Source organism: Myxococcus sp. CA051A, from assembly GCF_013336705.1.
GTDB lineage: Bacteria > Myxococcota > Myxococcia > Myxococcales > Myxococcaceae > Myxococcus > Myxococcus llanfairpwllgwyngyllgogerychwyrndrobwllllantysiliogogogochensis.
Genome location: NZ_JABUMS010000019.1, coordinates 92573 through 108781, shown reverse-complemented (window position 1 = coordinate 108781; position 16209 = coordinate 92573). Strand labels below are relative to the sequence as shown.

Genomic DNA, 16209 nt, shown 5'->3' with positions numbered 1-16209 from the left:
ATGTGGCATGGACTGGTGTGGCGCACCGCCATCGCCTCGTTGCTCCTGGGGCTGCTGGCCACGATGTCGGCCGCGTATGTCGCGTTCCACAAGGCCGCGGAGCTGTCCGCGCGGAGCAGCGCGCGCCTCTTCACCGAGGCGATGCTGGAGACCCACGGCGACGCCTGCCGCGCCGCGCCCGAGGGCTGGAGCCACACCTCGCCCCAGGGCCTCCAGGTCCGCGCCTTCGACGTGGCCCGCGTCCTCTCTCGTGCTCCGCTCCCTTCGGGCGAAGGGCCGGACCCCGCGTTGGCGGAGCAGCTCGCCGCGGGTGACGCGCAGCCCATGTCGATTCACTTCCCGCGCTTCGACGGGAGCGCGTGGGGCGGAAGCCTCCTGATGCGCGTGGCCGAAGCGGGGCCGTGCAGCCTGCTGGAGTACCGGTGGCCTCCCCTGGTCAGCCGCATGAGCGAGGCGCGCTGGCTCATGCTCGCGGCCTTCACCTTCACCGCCTTCCTGGCGGCGGCGTCCACCATCTCCGTCATCACCCCGCTGCTCAAGCGCTTGAGGCGGCTGCACGGCGCGGCCAGCGGCCTGGGTAGCGCGGCCTATGTCTCCACGCGCGACGCGGCGCACGACGAGCTGGCGGACCTGTCGCGCGTCCTGGATGCCGCCCAGGCGAGAGTCCAGTCGGATGCCGCGCGCATCCTCGCGCAACAGCAGGCCCTGGAGCGCTTCCTGTCCAACGTGGCGCATGACCTCAAGACGCCCATCGCCTCGCTCCAGCTCTCCCTGGAGCTCGCCACGTCCGCCCCCGCCGAGGAGCTCTCCGAGCTGCTGGTGCGCGGCATCGAGGACACCGTCTACCTCACCGCCCTGGTGGACAACCTTCGCCTGGCCTGCCAGCTGGGAGAGGGCGTGGACCCTCTGGACGGCGAGCCGCGCGCCGCGCTGGGGATGCTGGTGGAGCGCGTGGTGCGCCGGCTGTCATTGCTGGCGCGTCGCAAGCAACTCACGCTGGACGTGGCCCGCCCGGACCTCGAGCTGTGGACGCGGTGCAATCCGACGATGCTGGAGCAGGCGGTGGGCAACCTCATCCACAACGCCATCACCCATGGAACCCCGGGCGGCAACGTGGTGGCCGTGCTCGAGGAGGCGGGCCCCGAACGCTTCCGGCTCACCGTCCTGGATGACGGCCCCGGCGTGCCCGCCGAGGACCTGGGACGGCTCGGCGAGCGCCTGTTCCGCGCCAGCGGCGCCCGGGAGAGAGACCCGCGAGGCAGTGGCCTGGGGGTCGCCATCGCTCGCGAGCTGTGTCAGCGCGCCCACCTGTCATTGACCTTCACCCGCAACGAGCCGCGCGGCCTGAAGGTCGTCCTCGAAGGCGCCCGCGCTCAAGCCCGGTCCACTCCCGACTGAGCCTCGTCGACAGGGACAGGACAGAGGTGTGCGTCCTGATGGAACGCCCCGGTCACTCACTGCGTCCTCCACATACGCGGCCTCGAACTCCCGCCCGCGCGAGGCATGACTGAAGGTCGCGTGGTGCATCGCTTGCAGTGGGCCTCGGCTCCCCCCGAGAAGGCGCTGACTGGCTGATGCTCCTGAGACACCGCGACGACGGCCCCATCCGCCACACAAGGCTCGCCCGAGCAGGGGTCTGCCTCGCGCGGTCGCAGCGATTCCACGGCGTCAGGGGAACTCATCTATCAAGGAACGAGGTCTATCGTGGCTGAGGTGTGGGATCCGTCAAAGCTTGACGCGAAGATCGAGGAGAACCCGACGCTTTGGTCTTCCCTCGATGAGGAGTGGCGGGAGTTGGTTGCCCGCGCCGTGCTGTCCGACAAGGGCATGCGCAAGCTGAACCGCATCAGCGGTCGCCTCAAGCGTGGCGCGGTGGGCCAGTTCCAGAACGCCACCGCCACCGCCGCGTCGCTCGATCAAACGATTCTGGGTTGCTATTCGCTGTTGAAGTATTGGTGCGCCGAGCGCAAGCCCAACGAACAACAATTCTATCTCAACAATCAGATTTCCACCGCGCTGAGCGCGGTTTGCCCGGGAAATGAAATCACCCGGAGGCTCGCCGAACGTCTCGACGCGCAGTGGAAGGAGCGCAACATGCGCTCCAAGGTCGTCGTCATCGCGCATCGCGGGGACGGGGCCACCTTCGAGAAGGTCCGCAAGGTGTATGAGCGACAGGTGTTCGACAGTCTCTTCACCTATACGCACGAACATGAAAACAGCGAAGGCGCCGTGATCAAGGCGCTCGAAGCCTGGAGGAAGAAGAAGCTGAGCGGCGTCGAATGCGATGTCTGGTTCAGCCAGGACGCGGTCCCGATTGTCACCCACACGCAGCATATCGAGGCCCTGTTCAATCAAGAGAACAACAGGGGGCTCGTGCCTCCGCTGACGGGCGCGAAGGTCAAGGACGTGCCCTCGGGCAACCTGCCACCCAGATTCCTGACCCTCGACCGCTGGCTCCAGATCATCGAGGCCTACCTCCAAGAACATTCGATGGACCTCGACGGAAACCGACAGGTCCGCCTGGAAATCGAGATGAAGGACACGAACCTCGCCTTCGGTCCCAACACCGCCCAGAACGAAAAGGAGCAGGTGCTGGCCCGATGGCGGTCCGTCGAGCGGATCGTCAGCCGGTTCCTGAAGTCGTGCAACAGGCCGAGCATCTACCAGATTGCCCTCTTCAATGGCTCGGCGGCACCCAAGGGGGCGTACGACAAGTCCTCGAACGAGCACAAGACCCTGCTTTCGAGCGTCGTTTATGGAGGGAGTCCCGACTCCCCCGGCACCTCCGAACTGCAGGAGGTCAGGTATGGCCTGCACTCCTCGGGGCTCCTGGAGCTGATGTACAGCGGGCAGTTCGCGGGGAAGATCCTGACGCTCGCGCCGGGTGTCGAGGCCGTCCCCCTGGATCAACCCGTCCAGCTTGATACGCTCGGAGAATGGATTGAGAACAAGCAGTCCTTGACGGTCGAGCAAGCCATCCAGTGCGCGAGGCTGCGCAAGATCCTGTGGATGTTTGATGAGATGACTGCCGGCAGATTGCCCAGGGAGCGCAAGCCGCTCCGCATCCAGGTGCTGACCGATTTTTGCGAAATCGGTGCGAAATTCATCGTCAAGAACAAGGCCACACCCATTGGGCCGCGCGGCCTGTTCGATCAGGCTTTCGATGAACAAATCCTGAGGTGTGTCTGGCGGAAGTACAACCTCGAGGGGGCGCCTCAAGAGACGAAGAGGCAGGTCTGCCAGGTCTTGAATTCATGCGGCAACGACCAGAACAAGCTGATTGAATTCGGGATGGAATTCCTCAGGTCGACGGGCGACTGGTACCAGGCATGAATGGGTTGAGCCAGGGCCGCCACGAAACACGTATTCCTTGGCGGGCAGGGTGGGCTAAAGCGGGAGGTCGCTGCTCCACACCCCTAGGGATACTCCATGTTGAACGGTGGTTTGCTGGCGCTGTGTCTCCTGGCCGCGTCGCCGCGTCTGCTCGCGGACCTCAACCCCCAGGCGCGTGAGGACTTCTCCGGTGCATCCGTCCTCGCTTCGGTCGGAGACACCGTCTTCTTCACCCTGAACACGCAGGCGGGCCTGGAGCTATGGGCCGCCAACGCGGCTGAAGGCCGTGTGTGGCTGGTGAAGGACATTCATCCAGGGTCGAGCGGCTCCCATCCCTTCTTCCTCGCCGTGCTGGGAGAGAGGGTCGTCTTCCGAGCGGATGACGGTGTCCATGGCCTGGAGCTCTGGACGTCGGACGGGACACCCGCGGGCACCCGGCTCTTGAGGGACAGCCTGCCCGGTGTCGGGGGCTTGTTGGCATTGAATGGCGCGAAGGTCTGGGGACAATCCCTCTACTTCCTGGCCAACGATGGTGTGCATGGACTCGAGCCGTGGGTGACGGACGGAACCCCGGAGGGCACCCGCCTCGTCGCCGACACGAGGGCCGGCCCGGAGGGCATCACCGACACGACCTATCACCTCGTCGAGTTTGACGGCGCGCTCTATCTGGGCGCCTACAACCAGCTCTGGCGGACCGATGGCACCGCCGCCGGCACGCGGCTCGTCCACGCGGTCGACTCGTCCGTGGGCTCTCGCGCCGTCCATCCCTTCGTCAGGGGTGGGCAGCTCTGGTTCTCCTCGGGATTCTCCGGCGGGACGACCTCGCACCTCCACGTGACGGATGGAACCCCCGAGGGCACCCGGCTCGTTGTGACCATGACCTCCAAGATGAGCCTGGACCTGGACCTGGGGAGTCGCGTGGTGTTCGGGAGCTGGACGGCGGGCAGCACGTCCTACACCCACTGGTTGAAGGTGTCGGACGGCACCTCCGAGGGGACCCTGCCCCTCGCGACCATCACGTCCTCCAGCACCCTGGTGTGGGAACACGCCTTGAATCCAAGCGGAACGGTGAGGTCCATCGTCGTCCCTGTCGACGCGGGCTATCAGCTCTGGCGCACGGATGGCACCCCGGAGGGAACACGCCTGGCGCAGTCGCTCACCCGGAAGGGAGGGGGCGTTGGACTGCTGGGCGACGAGTCCATCTATGTCGGCGCCGATGACCTGGGGCCCGCGCTGTTCGCCTGGGATGGGACGGCCGCGCCGCGCGTGGTGCGCCGCTTCGCCGCGCTTCCCTCGACCATCCTGAGCGCACAGGTCGGCTCGCTGTTCTATTTCACGGCGAGCGACGCGCTGACGGGCGAGGAACTCTGGGTCTCGGATGGCACGGAGCAGGGCACCGTGATGCTCTCGGACCTCAGCGCGGGAGCCGACGGAACGGCGTTCGCCGCCCTTCATCCCGGAGCGGGGCAGTTGTTGTTCACCGCGACGCCCAAGGGTGGGGCGCTCTCGTTGTGGCGGACGGATGGCACCTCGACAGGCGTGTCCCGGGTCGCCACCGGAATCACGAGCAGCGTGGTGATGACGACGGCGGGGATGGCGGCCTTCACCCTCGACGATGCAGCGGTGTGGCTCCATGTCCTCCCCGAGGGCGTGCCGGAGCGGCCGGTGACGCGGGTCTGGATGCCCCCGAACCAGGACTCATCACCCGAGAACTGGACGGTGGACGGTTCCTTCGCGTACTTCGGCACGCGGCCGGCGTACAACCGCATCGAATTGCTGCGCACCGATGGCGTGGGCACGCAGGTCCTGCGCGGCGAGTCCTTTTCGGGAGGGAGCCCCTACGGGCGTCGAGCCCTCTTGGGGGGCACGCTCGTCTTCCTCGAGGGCCGCGCGGTCCGTGCCACCCAGGGCGCACCGGGTGATGCCGTGTTCCTCTCCAGCGCCCTCGACATGGTGCAGTTGGGGGCCAGGGTGTTGATTGCCCGGGAGAAGGGCTCGTCGGGCTATGAGCTGGCCCGGAGCGATGGCACGAGCGCGGGGACCCAGGCGTTGCAGCCGCTCGTGGGGTACCCGCAGGGGCTCGTCGCGGCGGGAACTCGCGCCTATTTCCTCCAGTCTGATTCCCCCTCGGGGACCCACCAGTTGTACCGAGCGACGGGGACGCTCGATGCAGGAGCCCTGGTGCGGCTGGCGACCTTCGATGCCGGTCTTCCCGTGGCCTATGGCGACAGGGTGGCCTTCGTCGCGAACGAGACCTCCCTCGCATCGAGCGATGGAACACCGGCGGGGACAAGGCTCGTGCCTGGAACGGAGAACACGTCGCCCGATGACCTTCAGGGTCTGGGGTCGTGGGTGTTCTTCACCGCCGTGGACGGGGCACGCGGGCGCGAGGTCTGGGTTCTTGACGGAGCCGGGGCGCGCGGCCTGGGAGACTTCGAGCCTGGGGCCGGGGACACGAAGCTGTTGGATGCCACCCTGCAAGCCGGGGAGGCCGTCCTGCTCATCCAGACGAATGCGGGCCGCTCGCTGGTGCGGACGAACGGCACTCCCTCGGGAACGCGGGTGCTGGGGCCCGTTCATGGCACGACCTGGTTGGAGACGCTCCACGGCACGGTGTACCTGGACTGTGATCCGGACGGGCAGGTGGGCGTGGAGCTCTGCTCCCTGGCCGTGAACGCGAATCAGCCCACGCTGGTCGCGGACTACGCGCCGGGCATCATGCCCTCGTCGCCATCGGCCCCCGTTTTCTTCGGCGGCGCGTTGTTCGTCGCGGCGACACACCCCGTCGTCGGGCGGGAGCCCTTCGCGCTGGACATGGACACGACGCCGCCGCACATCGCGCCGACGGTGACGGGAACCCTGGGGCAGAACGGCTTCTACGTGGGTGACGTCTCGCTCACCTGGTCCGTAGGGGACCTGGAATCCTCCGTCACCGACACGAACGGCTGCGGCAGCGCGGTGGTGACCGTGGACACGCTGGAGCGGGTGTTCACCTGCTCCGCCACCTCCGTGGGCGGAACGGCCGTCAACCGTGTGTCCATCCGACGCGACACTTCGCCGCCCCAGCTCACGTGCCCGACCCAGGTGACGGGCAAGAGCGGCATCCCCGTGGCGTTCTCCGTCACGGCTGTCGATGCGCTGGACCCGGCTCCCGTGGTGGTCAGCACGCCTCCTTCAGGGACCGTCTTCCCCGAGGGGCTCACCTCGGTCGAGGCATCGGCGACGGACCACGCGGGCCACCGTGCCTCCTGCCAGTTCTCCATGCTCGTGTCGCCAGCGCCGGATGCGGGTCCCGTGGACGCGGGGGCGGGTGACGCGGGCTCCGGCGACGGTGGGCCGCTGGACGCGGGGCAGGGTGACGCGGGGATGGTGGACGCGGGGACCGGCGACGGTGGGCCTGGAGATGCGGGTGGGAATCCTCCGGCGGAATCGGAGTCCTGCGGTTGCGCGGGTGGGGGCGAGCAGCTCCTCTTCGGACTCGCCCTGTTGATGCTCCCCGCGCTCTCGCGCAAGAGACGTAGAGGGGTTTAGGCGCGGCCGTCGCCGTGCTCAGCGCGGTGCGGGCTGGACTTCGACGGTGAGGGACACCTCGGGGCCGAACGCCAGGCCGTTGCGCTGCAATCTCCAGCGATAGGTCGTCTGCCCGAGGCTCGTCGGCGCGGTGTGCGTGAAGTCGAATGTCTTCCGCTGCCCGAAGTGGATGACCTCACCTGGGGCCAGTGTGAGGTCCGCTGCTCCATCGAGCGAGGTGGCCCGGACGCCCTGGGCCGCGCTCCACGCGGTGGTGCCCGTGTTCGCTACCTGCACCGTGCCCCGGAAGGGCTGGCCCGCCTGGACGTGAAGGACTTGCGGGTCGGGAGCGGAGACCGTGGCATCCAGGACGGGCGTGTCCAGGAAGGCGCCGAGGAGCTGCTGGCGGAAGGGGAGGAAGGCGGTCGTGAGGGACGTGGACAAGGCGTAACGGGAATCCGGCCCGGGGGGTGGAAGGGGTGAGAGGAGGTCGTCGACCTGCACGAAGCGTTTGAAGTCGATCGGCACGATGCCAGGGGTTCCTCCCAGGTCGGTTCCCCGGCTGAGGTCATGGCATCCGCCGCAGGACAGCAGTTGAGCGCGCGCCACGACTTGATGCGGAGTCAGCGTGCTACCGATTCGCTGGAGCTCCGCTTGAAGGGCGTCTGAGAAGGCGTTGGGCGTGGCGGCCTTGTTGAACTCGACGAGGAAGTTGTCCACGCTGCCGAACGACGGCATGGAGCTGCTCTGCGCGGCGTTGTAGACGTCCGGGACGGCGTAGTTGAAGCGGTTGAAGTCATCCACCGCGAGGCTCGCGACCTGCGTGATGAAGTGGTCGCGAAAGCCCACCGCGAGGGGACTGGTGTTCAGGGGGTTGAAGAAGTCTCCCCGGGGCGTCGACTTCACGGTGACGGGGATGAAGCGCGGCGTGCAGCCCGTGGCATCACATTGATGCTTCAGTTTGAACTCGCGCAGCATCCACGGGTTGGGGGCGCCCACACCTTGCTGCATGAACATGTTGGTGCGGACCTGTCCGGCGCCGCTGGGGTTGTCACCGTAGTGGCTGATGTGGATGACGGGAGGGATGCCCGGGGCCAGACCCTCGAAGAAGAGCGCGTTCAGCAGGGCCTGTCGCTGGGTGAGGTCCTCGAGGGTGGAGAGCCGGGCCCACGCCTGGGCCACCGGACGGCAGCCCTCCAGCCCGAGCTCGGGGGCGGGGTTGGGGAGTACGCCTTCGAGGATGAAGCGGTTGCGTGAGCGCACCTGCGGGGCCGCGACGAACCGGGCGAAGGACATGCGGTACTCGCCGCAGTGAGCGCCGTCCACGGGGGCCAGGTCGAAGCGATTGAAGAGGCCCACGAGGATGTATCGGTCGAGCGGGACTGACTGGGCGCTCGCATCCGCTCCCTCCAGAGGTCTGCAGACATACGGGGCCCCGTTGAGGGTGTTGGCGTTGTCGCTGCAGTGGGGGCCGCCGGGCAGGTCCGGTTGCCCGGGCGCGGGGTTCTGCGTGTCCCAGAGCTGGCGGAAGAGCTGGTCCGATGTGAGGCCCGTATCGCCGGCCTGGCGGATGAGTTGGTCGAACACCCTGCGCGCGGTGATGGTGGAGACGGTGGCGTGGTCGGAGATGGCCAGCGAGCGCAGCGGGTCCAGCGTCGTCGAGGTGAGGGAAGGGCGATGGACGAGGTCGGTGGCCTGGAGCCCTCCACGTTCGGAGTGCAGCGATTGCGCGAGGCCGGGAGCCGCCGGCAGCAGGAGGAGGCTCGCGGACAGGGTGCGCAGCCAGGGGATTCGTCGGGTCTGCATGGGAGGCGCTCCAGGGGTGTCTGCCCAATCAGGCGGGAAAGGGCAGACAGTAGAGCAGCACTCGAGCCGCGATGGGCCTCGCCGCGTCAGAAATACAGCGGTGAGAGAGGTTCCTCAGTAGTCTGTTGAACGGGTCCTGTTGTCGGGCAGCAGGAACTGGTTCGCGGAGGGGCCGTCCGCCCAGCGGTTGTTCGACCAGGCGTTCCCACCGGTCTTGTAGTTCGCCACGCCGGAGCCTCTGTAGACGGCCGGCGTGTAGTTCGGGTCGCCGAAATCAGGACTCCACGCCCAGCGATTTCCGGTCACGACCATGTTCGTGACCGCCACCCCCATGGGGGCGTGCAAGGCGATTCCGCCGCCCAGGCCCACCACGAAGTAGTTGTCTTGCAGGGTGATCTGGTCGTAGCCGCTGAACCCGCTCTGCGAACCGTCGGAGTACATCGCGATCAGCCCGGACTGAGTGTTGTTCCAGGCGCCGTTCCACTGCAGGCGATTGCGAGAGAAGTTCAAGTACGACTGCCCGCCCCAGGTCTGGATGCCATCCGCGTGAGCGCCAGCGCTGCCAGGGTCCACGGCAATCCACGACTCAGTGATGGTGACGTTGTTCGAGTAGACATTCTCAAACCCGCTGTGCGGGAAATAGCAGCGGTGGCAGATTGACCTCGCGGGCTGCCTGCCGTCCTTGGCTCCCACTGAATTGAAGGCGCTCAGTTCGCTGTACAGCGCCGCGCCACCGCCTCCATTTCCCGCCGGATGGTTGAGGAGGAGGCTGCCCTTGCATCCGCGCAGCACCAGCCACCCGGAGTTGACGGTGATTTGCGACGTGAGGTTCGCGCCCTCGAGGACGACGGTGCCCTGAGGGAAGGAGAAGCCGTCGATGGTCTCGCCCCCGACGCCAACGGTGCGAGAGAGCGCGCCCCAGCTTCCCAGCGCTGTCCCGGTGAAGGTCCCTCCAGGGACGTTCGTGAAGGAGGAGATGCCAATCCCCGCGGGCCCCACGTCCGATACGGTGAGCTGCGAACCATGGGTGATGACGAGTGGGATGACGTCCTCGTCTCCGGAGCCCTCACCCGGGGAGCAGGCGCGCACCCCTTTGCACTGGGGGGCATCCGGGTCGACATCGGAGGAGGCGCAGGCCGACCCGGCCACTGTTCCCGCGAGGAGCAAAAGGCGCAGACGAGGCGCCCATCGGGAGGCACACGAGCTGAACATGGGGTGTTTCACTTTCTGGTAGGGAAGTCCCGGGACTGAGTGGTCCAGCCTAGGCCGTGATTCACCCAGAAAGAGGGACCGTTTCAGTGCCCATCGCTGGGCTTCGCGCTCGTGCCGGACAGAATGGGCGCTTTATTCCGGTCGCCCTACAACTCACCGCCAACCCGCACCGTGTAGTTGCTCCCGTCAAATCGGACACAGTCAATCGGGTGATACGGCACGTCGGTACTGGATAGGGGACCGCATCTCCAGGCCCTTGTGAGGATGCACGTGGTTGTAGTCATCGAACCGCGCGGGCAGCTGTCGGAGGACTGCCTCCTCCGTGTCTGCTACTCGCGCGAGGACGTTGCGGTGTCGCCGGCCTTCGACTCGCTCGACGAGCTCGCCTTCGCGCTCTTGCGAATCGAGGCCGCTGCGAAGAAGCTGATTCCCAAGCCGAAGCTCGCCACGCTGTTCAAGAACCTGCGCTTCGAGACGGCCGGTAGACTCCTGAAGGAATACTGAGCGCGCTCCCATGCCCAAGCCCCGTCCGTCCGAAGTCGACTCGCTGTCCGCTCGCGCCGACACGCCGGCTCCCAAGAAGCAGGCCGCGCCGGACGTGTACTCCACGGCCCAGGTGTTCGCCGATGTGCATGTCACCCCGGAAGGCACGGTGGTGGTGCTCGCGGGCACGCCCCATCCGGACTCCGACCACGGCTACGTCGCCGGCGACGACCTGTGGGACTTCGACCAAGACATCAAGTGGAACCAGCCGTGGAACGACGTCGTGTGGCTGGGCCAGATAGACGTGGACGTGGACGTGGACGAGTTGGAGGCGAACGGGCTCTCCTATGACGTCGACTTCAACCGCCTGCTCATCCACGACGGCAAGACGTGGACCCGGAGGAAGCTGCCCAAGGCGCTGCCCTATGGTTACGTGGCGCCCGTCCTGCGTGATTTGGGAGCGCCGTGGGGCCTGTCCGCCTTCGGTGTGTCCGCGCTCGCATTCAAAGGCACCGGCAAGAGCTGGAAGCTCAAGGAGGTCAGCGGTCCCGGGGGCCTGGACCTGGTGGACGGCGCGGTGCACGACGGCGTCCTCTTCGGCCTCTGCTCCGAGAACGGCCTGGGGCGCCTGGTGCGCGAGGGCAAGGGGCTGCGTCTTGAACTCGTCGGAGGAAAAGAGCAATCCGGCCTGCGCGGCCTCTTCGTCCACGAGGGCACGCTCTTCGCCTTCGGCAACGACGGCGTGTGGGTGCTCAAGGACGGAGCCCTGGTTCGGCGTCATGCCACGCGCGCTCCGGTGCGGAGCCTGTGCGCGGCCCCCGAGCACGGCGTCTACCTGCACACGGACGAGCACGCCTGGTATCTGCCCCAGAAGGGCAAGGCGCAGAAGCTCGTGCTCCCCAAGGACGGCATCCACTCGCTGGCCTTCTTCAAGAACCGACTGTTCGTCAGCGTCGGAGAAAAGGTGCTCCGGATGGAGAAGGATCGGGGCGTCGCCCTGAAGCTGCCCTTTCTCGCCCCCGGCGCCGCCCGCCTCGTTGTCGCTGGCGGCCAGCTATGGACGGTGTTCGCCCACCAACTGGCGTCCTCGCGCGACGGGAAGCACTTCGAGCCCATTGCGTTTCGCTGAAACAGCAGCTCCCGCGTGGCAGGGAAGTGTACTTGCGCTGCTTGACGGCAGCGCAAGTGGTTGCTGTCTGGATTTACGGGGTGGCTGCCGCGCGTCAGAGGCACTCTTCGTAATAGTTTTCGACCGCAAAGTCGGTCTGAACGCCAGTGCGCGTGGGTGTTCTGTTGCAAGTACACCGCTCGCTGCCGACCGCCGTGGTGTAGGTGGCGTCACTGTAATAAGTGATATAGTAATCGGCGATGCAGCGAACCAGTGAGTCTTCGCGTGATGTCAAATCGGACTGCATTCCTGGGTCGGCTTCGCCTGCTCCGCAGCCGAACTGAAATCCGAGGACGGTGAGACTCATCATCAACAATGAACGCATTGCTCCTCCAGAGGGATGAGGCGCTCCATGGGGTTGCATGAGGAGCATGCCACAGTTTCTGTCTGCGGGTGCAGGCGGGGGATTCCGGTCCAGAGTCTGTGAAAGACTTTGGTTTCCCTGGAGTCGGAGCTGTGGATGGGGGTCGGCAGGCACCCTATGACGTCTGCATGAAGAGGGTGGCGTAGCTGCCGTTGCAATCCAGCGCATACAGTTGTTCGTTGCCGGTCGCGAGGATTCTGCAAGCCTTGGTCGGACTCCCCAGGCGCTTGCGCCCCGAGAAGATGTTTTTCTCGGTCACCCCCTTGGCGAAGCCCCCGAAGAGCGTCTTCCAGCCTTTCTCGGGCACGAATTGTTCCAGCTCGACTCCGTGGAGTGATTGAACGCCACGAGTTTCATGGACAATCACCGTGGCCACGAAATGCGCGAAGCTCGGAAAGTTCCCCACGTAGGCGTCGATGGAAAACGAAGCATCGCCATACATGGTGATTCCCGCCTGCCTGGCCTCCGTGAGGGTCATGTGGCTGATGTTCTGTTTTTCGGGACCCGGAAAGGCTTTGTCGATTCCAACACCACCAGGGCTGGTGACGTCCATGTGGAGCGAGAGGAGTCTGAGCACTTCATTCCGAAGACAGTTGTCCATGGTGCCCCTCTTCTTCCATTCAGGTCGCGGTGAGCGCCTGGAGTGCCGAACGCAGCGCGTCTGGCAGCGTGCTCGGGTCTCCCCGGCGAAGGGCGTCCAGTCCCGCCTGGAAGTCAGCGCGCGCGCCGTCGACCTCGCCGAGCCGGGCGCGTAGCAGGCCCCGCTCGTGAAGCAGCTCGGGGTCGATGCCCTCTCCCTGTTGCAGGGCGAGCGCGGCCGTGAGGTCCTCGATGGCCTCGGCGCTCCTTCCCAGTCTTGCGCGGACTGCGGCCCGCTGCTGGAGCAGCCAGGGGTTGTCCGCGTCCTCCGCGAGCGCGAGCGTCCAGTCCTGCTCGGCCTCGGCGTCTCGGCCAAGCGCCTCCAGGGACTCGGCGCGCTTCATGTGCAGCACGAGCGCCTTGCGGTAGCCGCCGTCCACCAGCGCATCGAAGTCCGCGACGGCCTCGACATGGAGACCCAGGCGGGCGAGGCACAGCGCTCGGTGCAGGCGTGTCGTGCGATGTCCGGGCGCCAGCTCCAGGACGCGCTCGAACCAGGGGAGGGCCTCGACGGGAGCGCTCCCCCAGATGCCGAGCGTCATCGCAAGCTCCAGCAGGACGCGCCCCAGCTTCGGATGCGCCTCCGCGAGCGAGCGGGCCAGCGCGAGCGCCGTCGTGTACCGGCCACTCCTGCGCAGCCGGTCCAACTCGCGGAGCTTCTGTGCGACCTCGGGAGGACACGGCTCGCGTCCATTGCGCTCCCCCGCACCGGGCACGTCGGGTGCGTCGGACTCGTCCACCTCGCGCCGGTTGCGTCGCTGCTTCGCGGACTTCCCCGATGCGGCTGCGTCGCGAGCCGCACCTTCATCCTCGCGCTGCCCATGAGACGGCGTCGTCGAGCCCTCCCCGGAGGTCTTTCCAGGGAGCGGCTCCGGGGGCTGTGTCTCCTGGTCGTCCTGCTTCGTCATTCCGCCTCGGACTCCCCCGGGAAATCACGGCAGAGCGCGTCGTAGTCGCGCCACCACGCATCAAGCACCTTCATGTCGGAGGCGCGAGGCTCGTCGCCCGGTCCCGCCATGTCCAGGTACGCGTGCAACAGCGGCCTGAAGTGCGGGTGCGCGCACTGGTCGATGATGTCCGTGGCACGCCGCTTCGGCGAGCGGATGTCCATGTTGAGCGCGTAGCCGTGCTCGGTCACGACGCACTTGATGTCGTGCTCCGTGTGGTCGATGTGGCGCACGTACGGCATCACACAGCTCACCGTCCGGCCATCCTTCAGCTTCCGCACCGAAGGCGTGTGCACGATGCTGAGGTATGCATTGCGGAAGAAGTCCCCGGAGCCGCCCAGCCCGTTGACGATGCGCGAGCCGTCGATGTGCGTCGAATTCACATGCCCGTAGATGTCCACCTCGATGGGCGTGTTCATCGCGATGACGAAGAGGCGGGAGATGATTTCCGGACTGTTCGACAGCCACATCGGCCGCAGCACCAGCCGCTCCCGGCACCGCTCGAACATCTGCTGGAACCGCGCGCGCCCCTCGGCCGAGAAGGACACCGCCGTGGCGGACGCGTACTCGAACTTCGCGTCGTCCTCCACGTAGCGCAGCATTCCGTCCTGGAACACCTCGGTCCAGAATCGAATCTTCTGGAACGGTGAGGCGTACAACTCGCCGATGATGGCGTTGGCCACGTTGCCCACGCCGGACTGGATGGGCGGCAGGCGCTTGCCCCACTGGAACTGCTCGCGGCAGCGCATGAGGAACGCCACCACGTTCTGGGCAATCCGCTTGTCCGTCGCGTTCGCGGCCTTGAACGGCACCGGGTGGTCCGGCGTCCGCGACTCCACCACCGCCACCACCTTGCTCGCGTCGATCTCCACGTAGGGGTTGCCGATGCGGTCCCTCACGTTGAGCAGCGGCAGCGGCCAGCCCACGTGCGGGTGCACCGTGGGCAGGACGATGTCGTGGAACCCCGTGTAGTCCGGCACGGAGGTGTTCACCTCGAGGATGATCTTCCTCGCCTTCGCGAGCGCCTCGGCGCTGACACCCACCGACGAGGTGAGGATGACGCTGCCGTTGGGGCGGATGCGCGACACCTCCACCACCGCCACGTCGATGTCGCCGTAGAAGCCGTACATCATGTTGCGCGCGAAGGCGGACAGGTGGACGTCCGTGAAGTCCATCTCCCCCGCGTGGATGCGCCGGCGCGACGCCGACGAGGACATGTACGGCCCGCGCTTGCCAATGAAGGGCGCCATGGGGCCCTCCACGTCCTCGGACAAAGAGGCGCCCGACAGCAGGGTGATGCGCGTCTGGGGCGCGGTCTTCGCCAGATGTGAGGCCAGCGCGGGGAAGAACGTCTTGGGCTCCCCCGACTTGGTGAAGCCGCTGATGGCCACCGTGTTCCCGTCGGTGACGTGCTTCACCGCCTCCTCGACGGGGACGACCTTGGCCAGCAGGCCGGCGTTCTGGATGCGTTCCTGCAACGTGCTCGGAGCGTTCATGGGCGGCGGGAGGATGACACACCCCCGGGCCTCGGTCCTCAGCGGAAGCCCGGAGGCCGCCGCTTGTCCGCGTCCGTCTCGGCGTCCTCGGCCTTCAGTCGGGCTCCCGGAGACAGTTCGAACACCAGGCCGAACTGCCAGAAGTTCGCGCGCTCCAGGAAGAGGATGTTGTACGAGTCCTGGCCGTACACGTAGCGCGCGAAGAGGCCGAAGCCCGCTCCCCAGTACGGCAGCGCGGCGACCTCCGCGCTCACCGTGGCGCGCCGATGCGGCGTCTCCCCGAAGGGCGCTGACAGGGCGCACTCCAGTCGGAACCGGTGCTGCTTCCAGATGCGCTCACCCAGGAGGCTCACGCCCCAGTTCCCATCGCCGTAGACGCGCCGCTGCTCCTCGGTGATGCCGCCAGGGCCAATGGTCGTGTTCAGCTCCAGGAACGAGCCGCCGCCCACGAGCCACGCGCTGTCCAGGCTCGGCTCCACCGCGAAGGCGGTGCGCGCGTGCAGCTCTCCGCGCAGGAAGTTGGTGGAGAAGCTGCCGGTCAGCTCGTTGAGCGGGAGCTCTCCTTGTGCCGGCGTGCAGTCGGGGTCCGTACCCTCCTGGTTCGCGAAGAAGCACCCCTCCTGGCCATTCGAGTAGTGGCCCACGGTGAGGTTGGCCGCGAGCGCCAGGCCCCGCCCCGGACCGTCCTTGCCTCGCGAGCCCGGGAGCACGCGCAGGTGCGCCACCTGGAGCGTGATTTTGGGGACGTAGGACGGAGGGATGACGGGATTGCTGTCCGTGTTCAGCATCCGCAGCCGGATGTACGGCGTGAGCACCGCGGTGAGGAACCACTCGCCTCCCTTGCTCCGGAAGTGCCCGTTGTGGAGCTGGGGAAAGAAGAGATTGGGAGCAATCTGCGCCTCGAACAGCAGCGGGGCGGGCGAGTCCGGGTCCCCCTGTCGGCGGATGCGGTTGGGCGAGCCGAAGACGTAGCTGCGGTCCAGGAAGAGCGGGGCAGGGGAGCTGTACTCCCACCGCCAGTCCGCCCCGGCCTCCGTCGCCACGACGAGCAGCAACGCCACCAGCGCCGGCAGCGGCGCTCGGGTCCTGGACGGGCGGGTGCCCGGTGCGTTCCCCATGAGGAGGCTCCTGCCGACGTGCGCGAGCCGGGACACCCCGGCATGGCTCCTCCCCTCTAGCCCGCTTCGAGCGGCCCCTCACCCGGCCGTCGGGGCGTCTGTCCTCGGTCGGGAAGAGGCGGCCCCCGGAACG

12 protein-coding genes are annotated in these 16209 nt (G+C 67.0%); 5 read left to right on the top strand and 7 right to left on the bottom strand.

What is annotated here, in order from left to right; genetic code table 11:
* The 3 genes from HUA74_RS37610 to HUA74_RS37600 all read left to right on the top strand — a co-directional run bounded on the left by HUA74_RS37610 (window position 1) and on the right by HUA74_RS37600 (window position 6864).
* Window positions 1-1398: a cell wall metabolism sensor histidine kinase WalK gene (locus tag HUA74_RS37610; protein WP_217443673.1), complete on the top strand. Its 1398-nt coding sequence runs from the start codon at window positions 1-3 to the stop codon at window positions 1396-1398.
* Window positions 1399-1704: 306 nt separating this feature from the next.
* The gene (locus tag HUA74_RS37605) at window positions 1705-3333 is read left to right on the top strand and encodes a hypothetical protein (protein ID WP_174458446.1); all 1629 of its coding nucleotides are present in this window, start codon (window positions 1705-1707) and stop codon (window positions 3331-3333) included.
* 96 nt (window positions 3334-3429) lie between these two features.
* Complete coding sequence (locus HUA74_RS37600; protein WP_174458445.1) at window positions 3430-6864, top strand: HYR domain-containing protein; 3435 nt, start codon at window positions 3430-3432, stop codon at window positions 6862-6864.
* 18 nt (window positions 6865-6882) lie between these two features.
* Here HUA74_RS37600 and HUA74_RS37595 read toward each other — a convergent pair whose 3' ends face one another.
* Together HUA74_RS37595 and HUA74_RS37590 are read right to left on the bottom strand one after the other, a co-directional pair.
* On the bottom strand, window positions 6883-8649 hold the full coding sequence (locus HUA74_RS37595) for an NBR1-Ig-like domain-containing protein (protein WP_174458444.1): 1767 nt from the start codon (window positions 8647-8649) through the stop codon (window positions 6883-6885).
* A 114-nt stretch (window positions 8650-8763) separates the two neighbouring features.
* Window positions 8764-9738, bottom strand: coding sequence for a hypothetical protein (locus HUA74_RS37590; protein WP_174458443.1), 975 nt, complete (start codon window positions 9736-9738; stop codon window positions 8764-8766).
* 393 nt (window positions 9739-10131) lie between these two features.
* Here HUA74_RS37590 and HUA74_RS37585 point away from each other — a divergent pair, with 393 nt between their 5' ends.
* Window positions 10132-10365 (top strand): hypothetical protein, encoded by a 234-nt coding sequence (locus HUA74_RS37585; RefSeq protein ID WP_174458442.1) that lies wholly within the window; start codon window positions 10132-10134, stop codon window positions 10363-10365.
* A gap of 10 nt (window positions 10366-10375) precedes the next feature.
* A complete protein-coding gene (locus tag HUA74_RS37580; RefSeq protein ID WP_174458441.1) occupies window positions 10376-11473 on the top strand; it encodes a hypothetical protein in 1098 nt (365 codons plus the stop codon).
* Between the two features lie 94 nt (window positions 11474-11567).
* On the opposite strand, the gene HUA74_RS37575 is transcribed toward HUA74_RS37580, so the two are convergent.
* The 5 genes from HUA74_RS37575 to HUA74_RS37555 all read right to left on the bottom strand — a co-directional run bounded on the left by HUA74_RS37575 (window position 11568) and on the right by HUA74_RS37555 (window position 16076).
* Entirely contained in the window at window positions 11568-11837 is a 270-nt protein-coding gene (locus HUA74_RS37575) for a hypothetical protein (RefSeq protein ID WP_174458440.1), read from the bottom strand.
* A gap of 154 nt (window positions 11838-11991) precedes the next feature.
* Window positions 11992-12477 carry a hypothetical protein gene (locus HUA74_RS37570; protein ID WP_174458439.1) on the bottom strand — a complete coding sequence of 162 codons (486 nt, stop codon included), beginning with the start codon at window positions 12475-12477 and terminating at the stop codon, window positions 11992-11994.
* A 19-nt stretch (window positions 12478-12496) separates the two neighbouring features.
* Window positions 12497-13423, bottom strand: a complete 927-nt coding sequence (locus HUA74_RS37565; RefSeq protein WP_254625436.1) for a tetratricopeptide repeat protein — start codon at window positions 13421-13423, stop codon at window positions 12497-12499.
* Window positions 13420-14958: an acetyl-CoA hydrolase/transferase C-terminal domain-containing protein gene (locus tag HUA74_RS37560; RefSeq protein ID WP_174458438.1), complete on the bottom strand. Its 1539-nt coding sequence runs from the start codon at window positions 14956-14958 to the stop codon at window positions 13420-13422. The genes HUA74_RS37565 and HUA74_RS37560 overlap by 4 nt, the downstream gene beginning before the upstream one ends.
* Window positions 14959-14996: 38 nt before the next feature.
* Window positions 14997-16076 (bottom strand): hypothetical protein, encoded by a 1080-nt coding sequence (locus tag HUA74_RS37555; RefSeq protein WP_174458437.1) that lies wholly within the window; start codon window positions 16074-16076, stop codon window positions 14997-14999.
* Between the last annotated feature and the right edge of the window lie 133 nt (window positions 16077-16209).

Bases quoted from the DNA above. Each gene is read 5' to 3' on its own strand.
- HUA74_RS37610 (WP_217443673.1), top strand. From the start codon at position 1: ATGTGGCATGGACTGGTGTGGCGCACCGCCATCGCCTCGTTGCTCCTG.
- HUA74_RS37600 (WP_174458445.1), top strand. From the start codon at position 3,430: ATGTTGAACGGTGGTTTGCTGGCGCTGTGTCTCCTGGCCGCGTCGCCG.
- HUA74_RS37595 (WP_174458444.1), bottom strand. From the start codon at position 8,649: ATGCAGACCCGACGAATCCCCTGGCTGCGCACCCTGTCCGCGAGCCTC.
- HUA74_RS37580 (WP_174458441.1), top strand. From the start codon at position 10,376: ATGCCCAAGCCCCGTCCGTCCGAAGTCGACTCGCTGTCCGCTCGCGCC.
- HUA74_RS37575 (WP_174458440.1), bottom strand. From the start codon at position 11,837: ATGCGTTCATTGTTGATGATGAGTCTCACCGTCCTCGGATTTCAGTTC.
- HUA74_RS37570 (WP_174458439.1), bottom strand. From the start codon at position 12,477: ATGGACAACTGTCTTCGGAATGAAGTGCTCAGACTCCTCTCGCTCCAC.
- HUA74_RS37565 (WP_254625436.1), bottom strand. From the start codon at position 13,423: ATGACGAAGCAGGACGACCAGGAGACACAGCCCCCGGAGCCGCTCCCT.
- HUA74_RS37560 (WP_174458438.1), bottom strand. From the start codon at position 14,958: ATGAACGCTCCGAGCACGTTGCAGGAACGCATCCAGAACGCCGGCCTG.
- HUA74_RS37555 (WP_174458437.1), bottom strand. From the start codon at position 16,076: ATGGGGAACGCACCGGGCACCCGCCCGTCCAGGACCCGAGCGCCGCTG.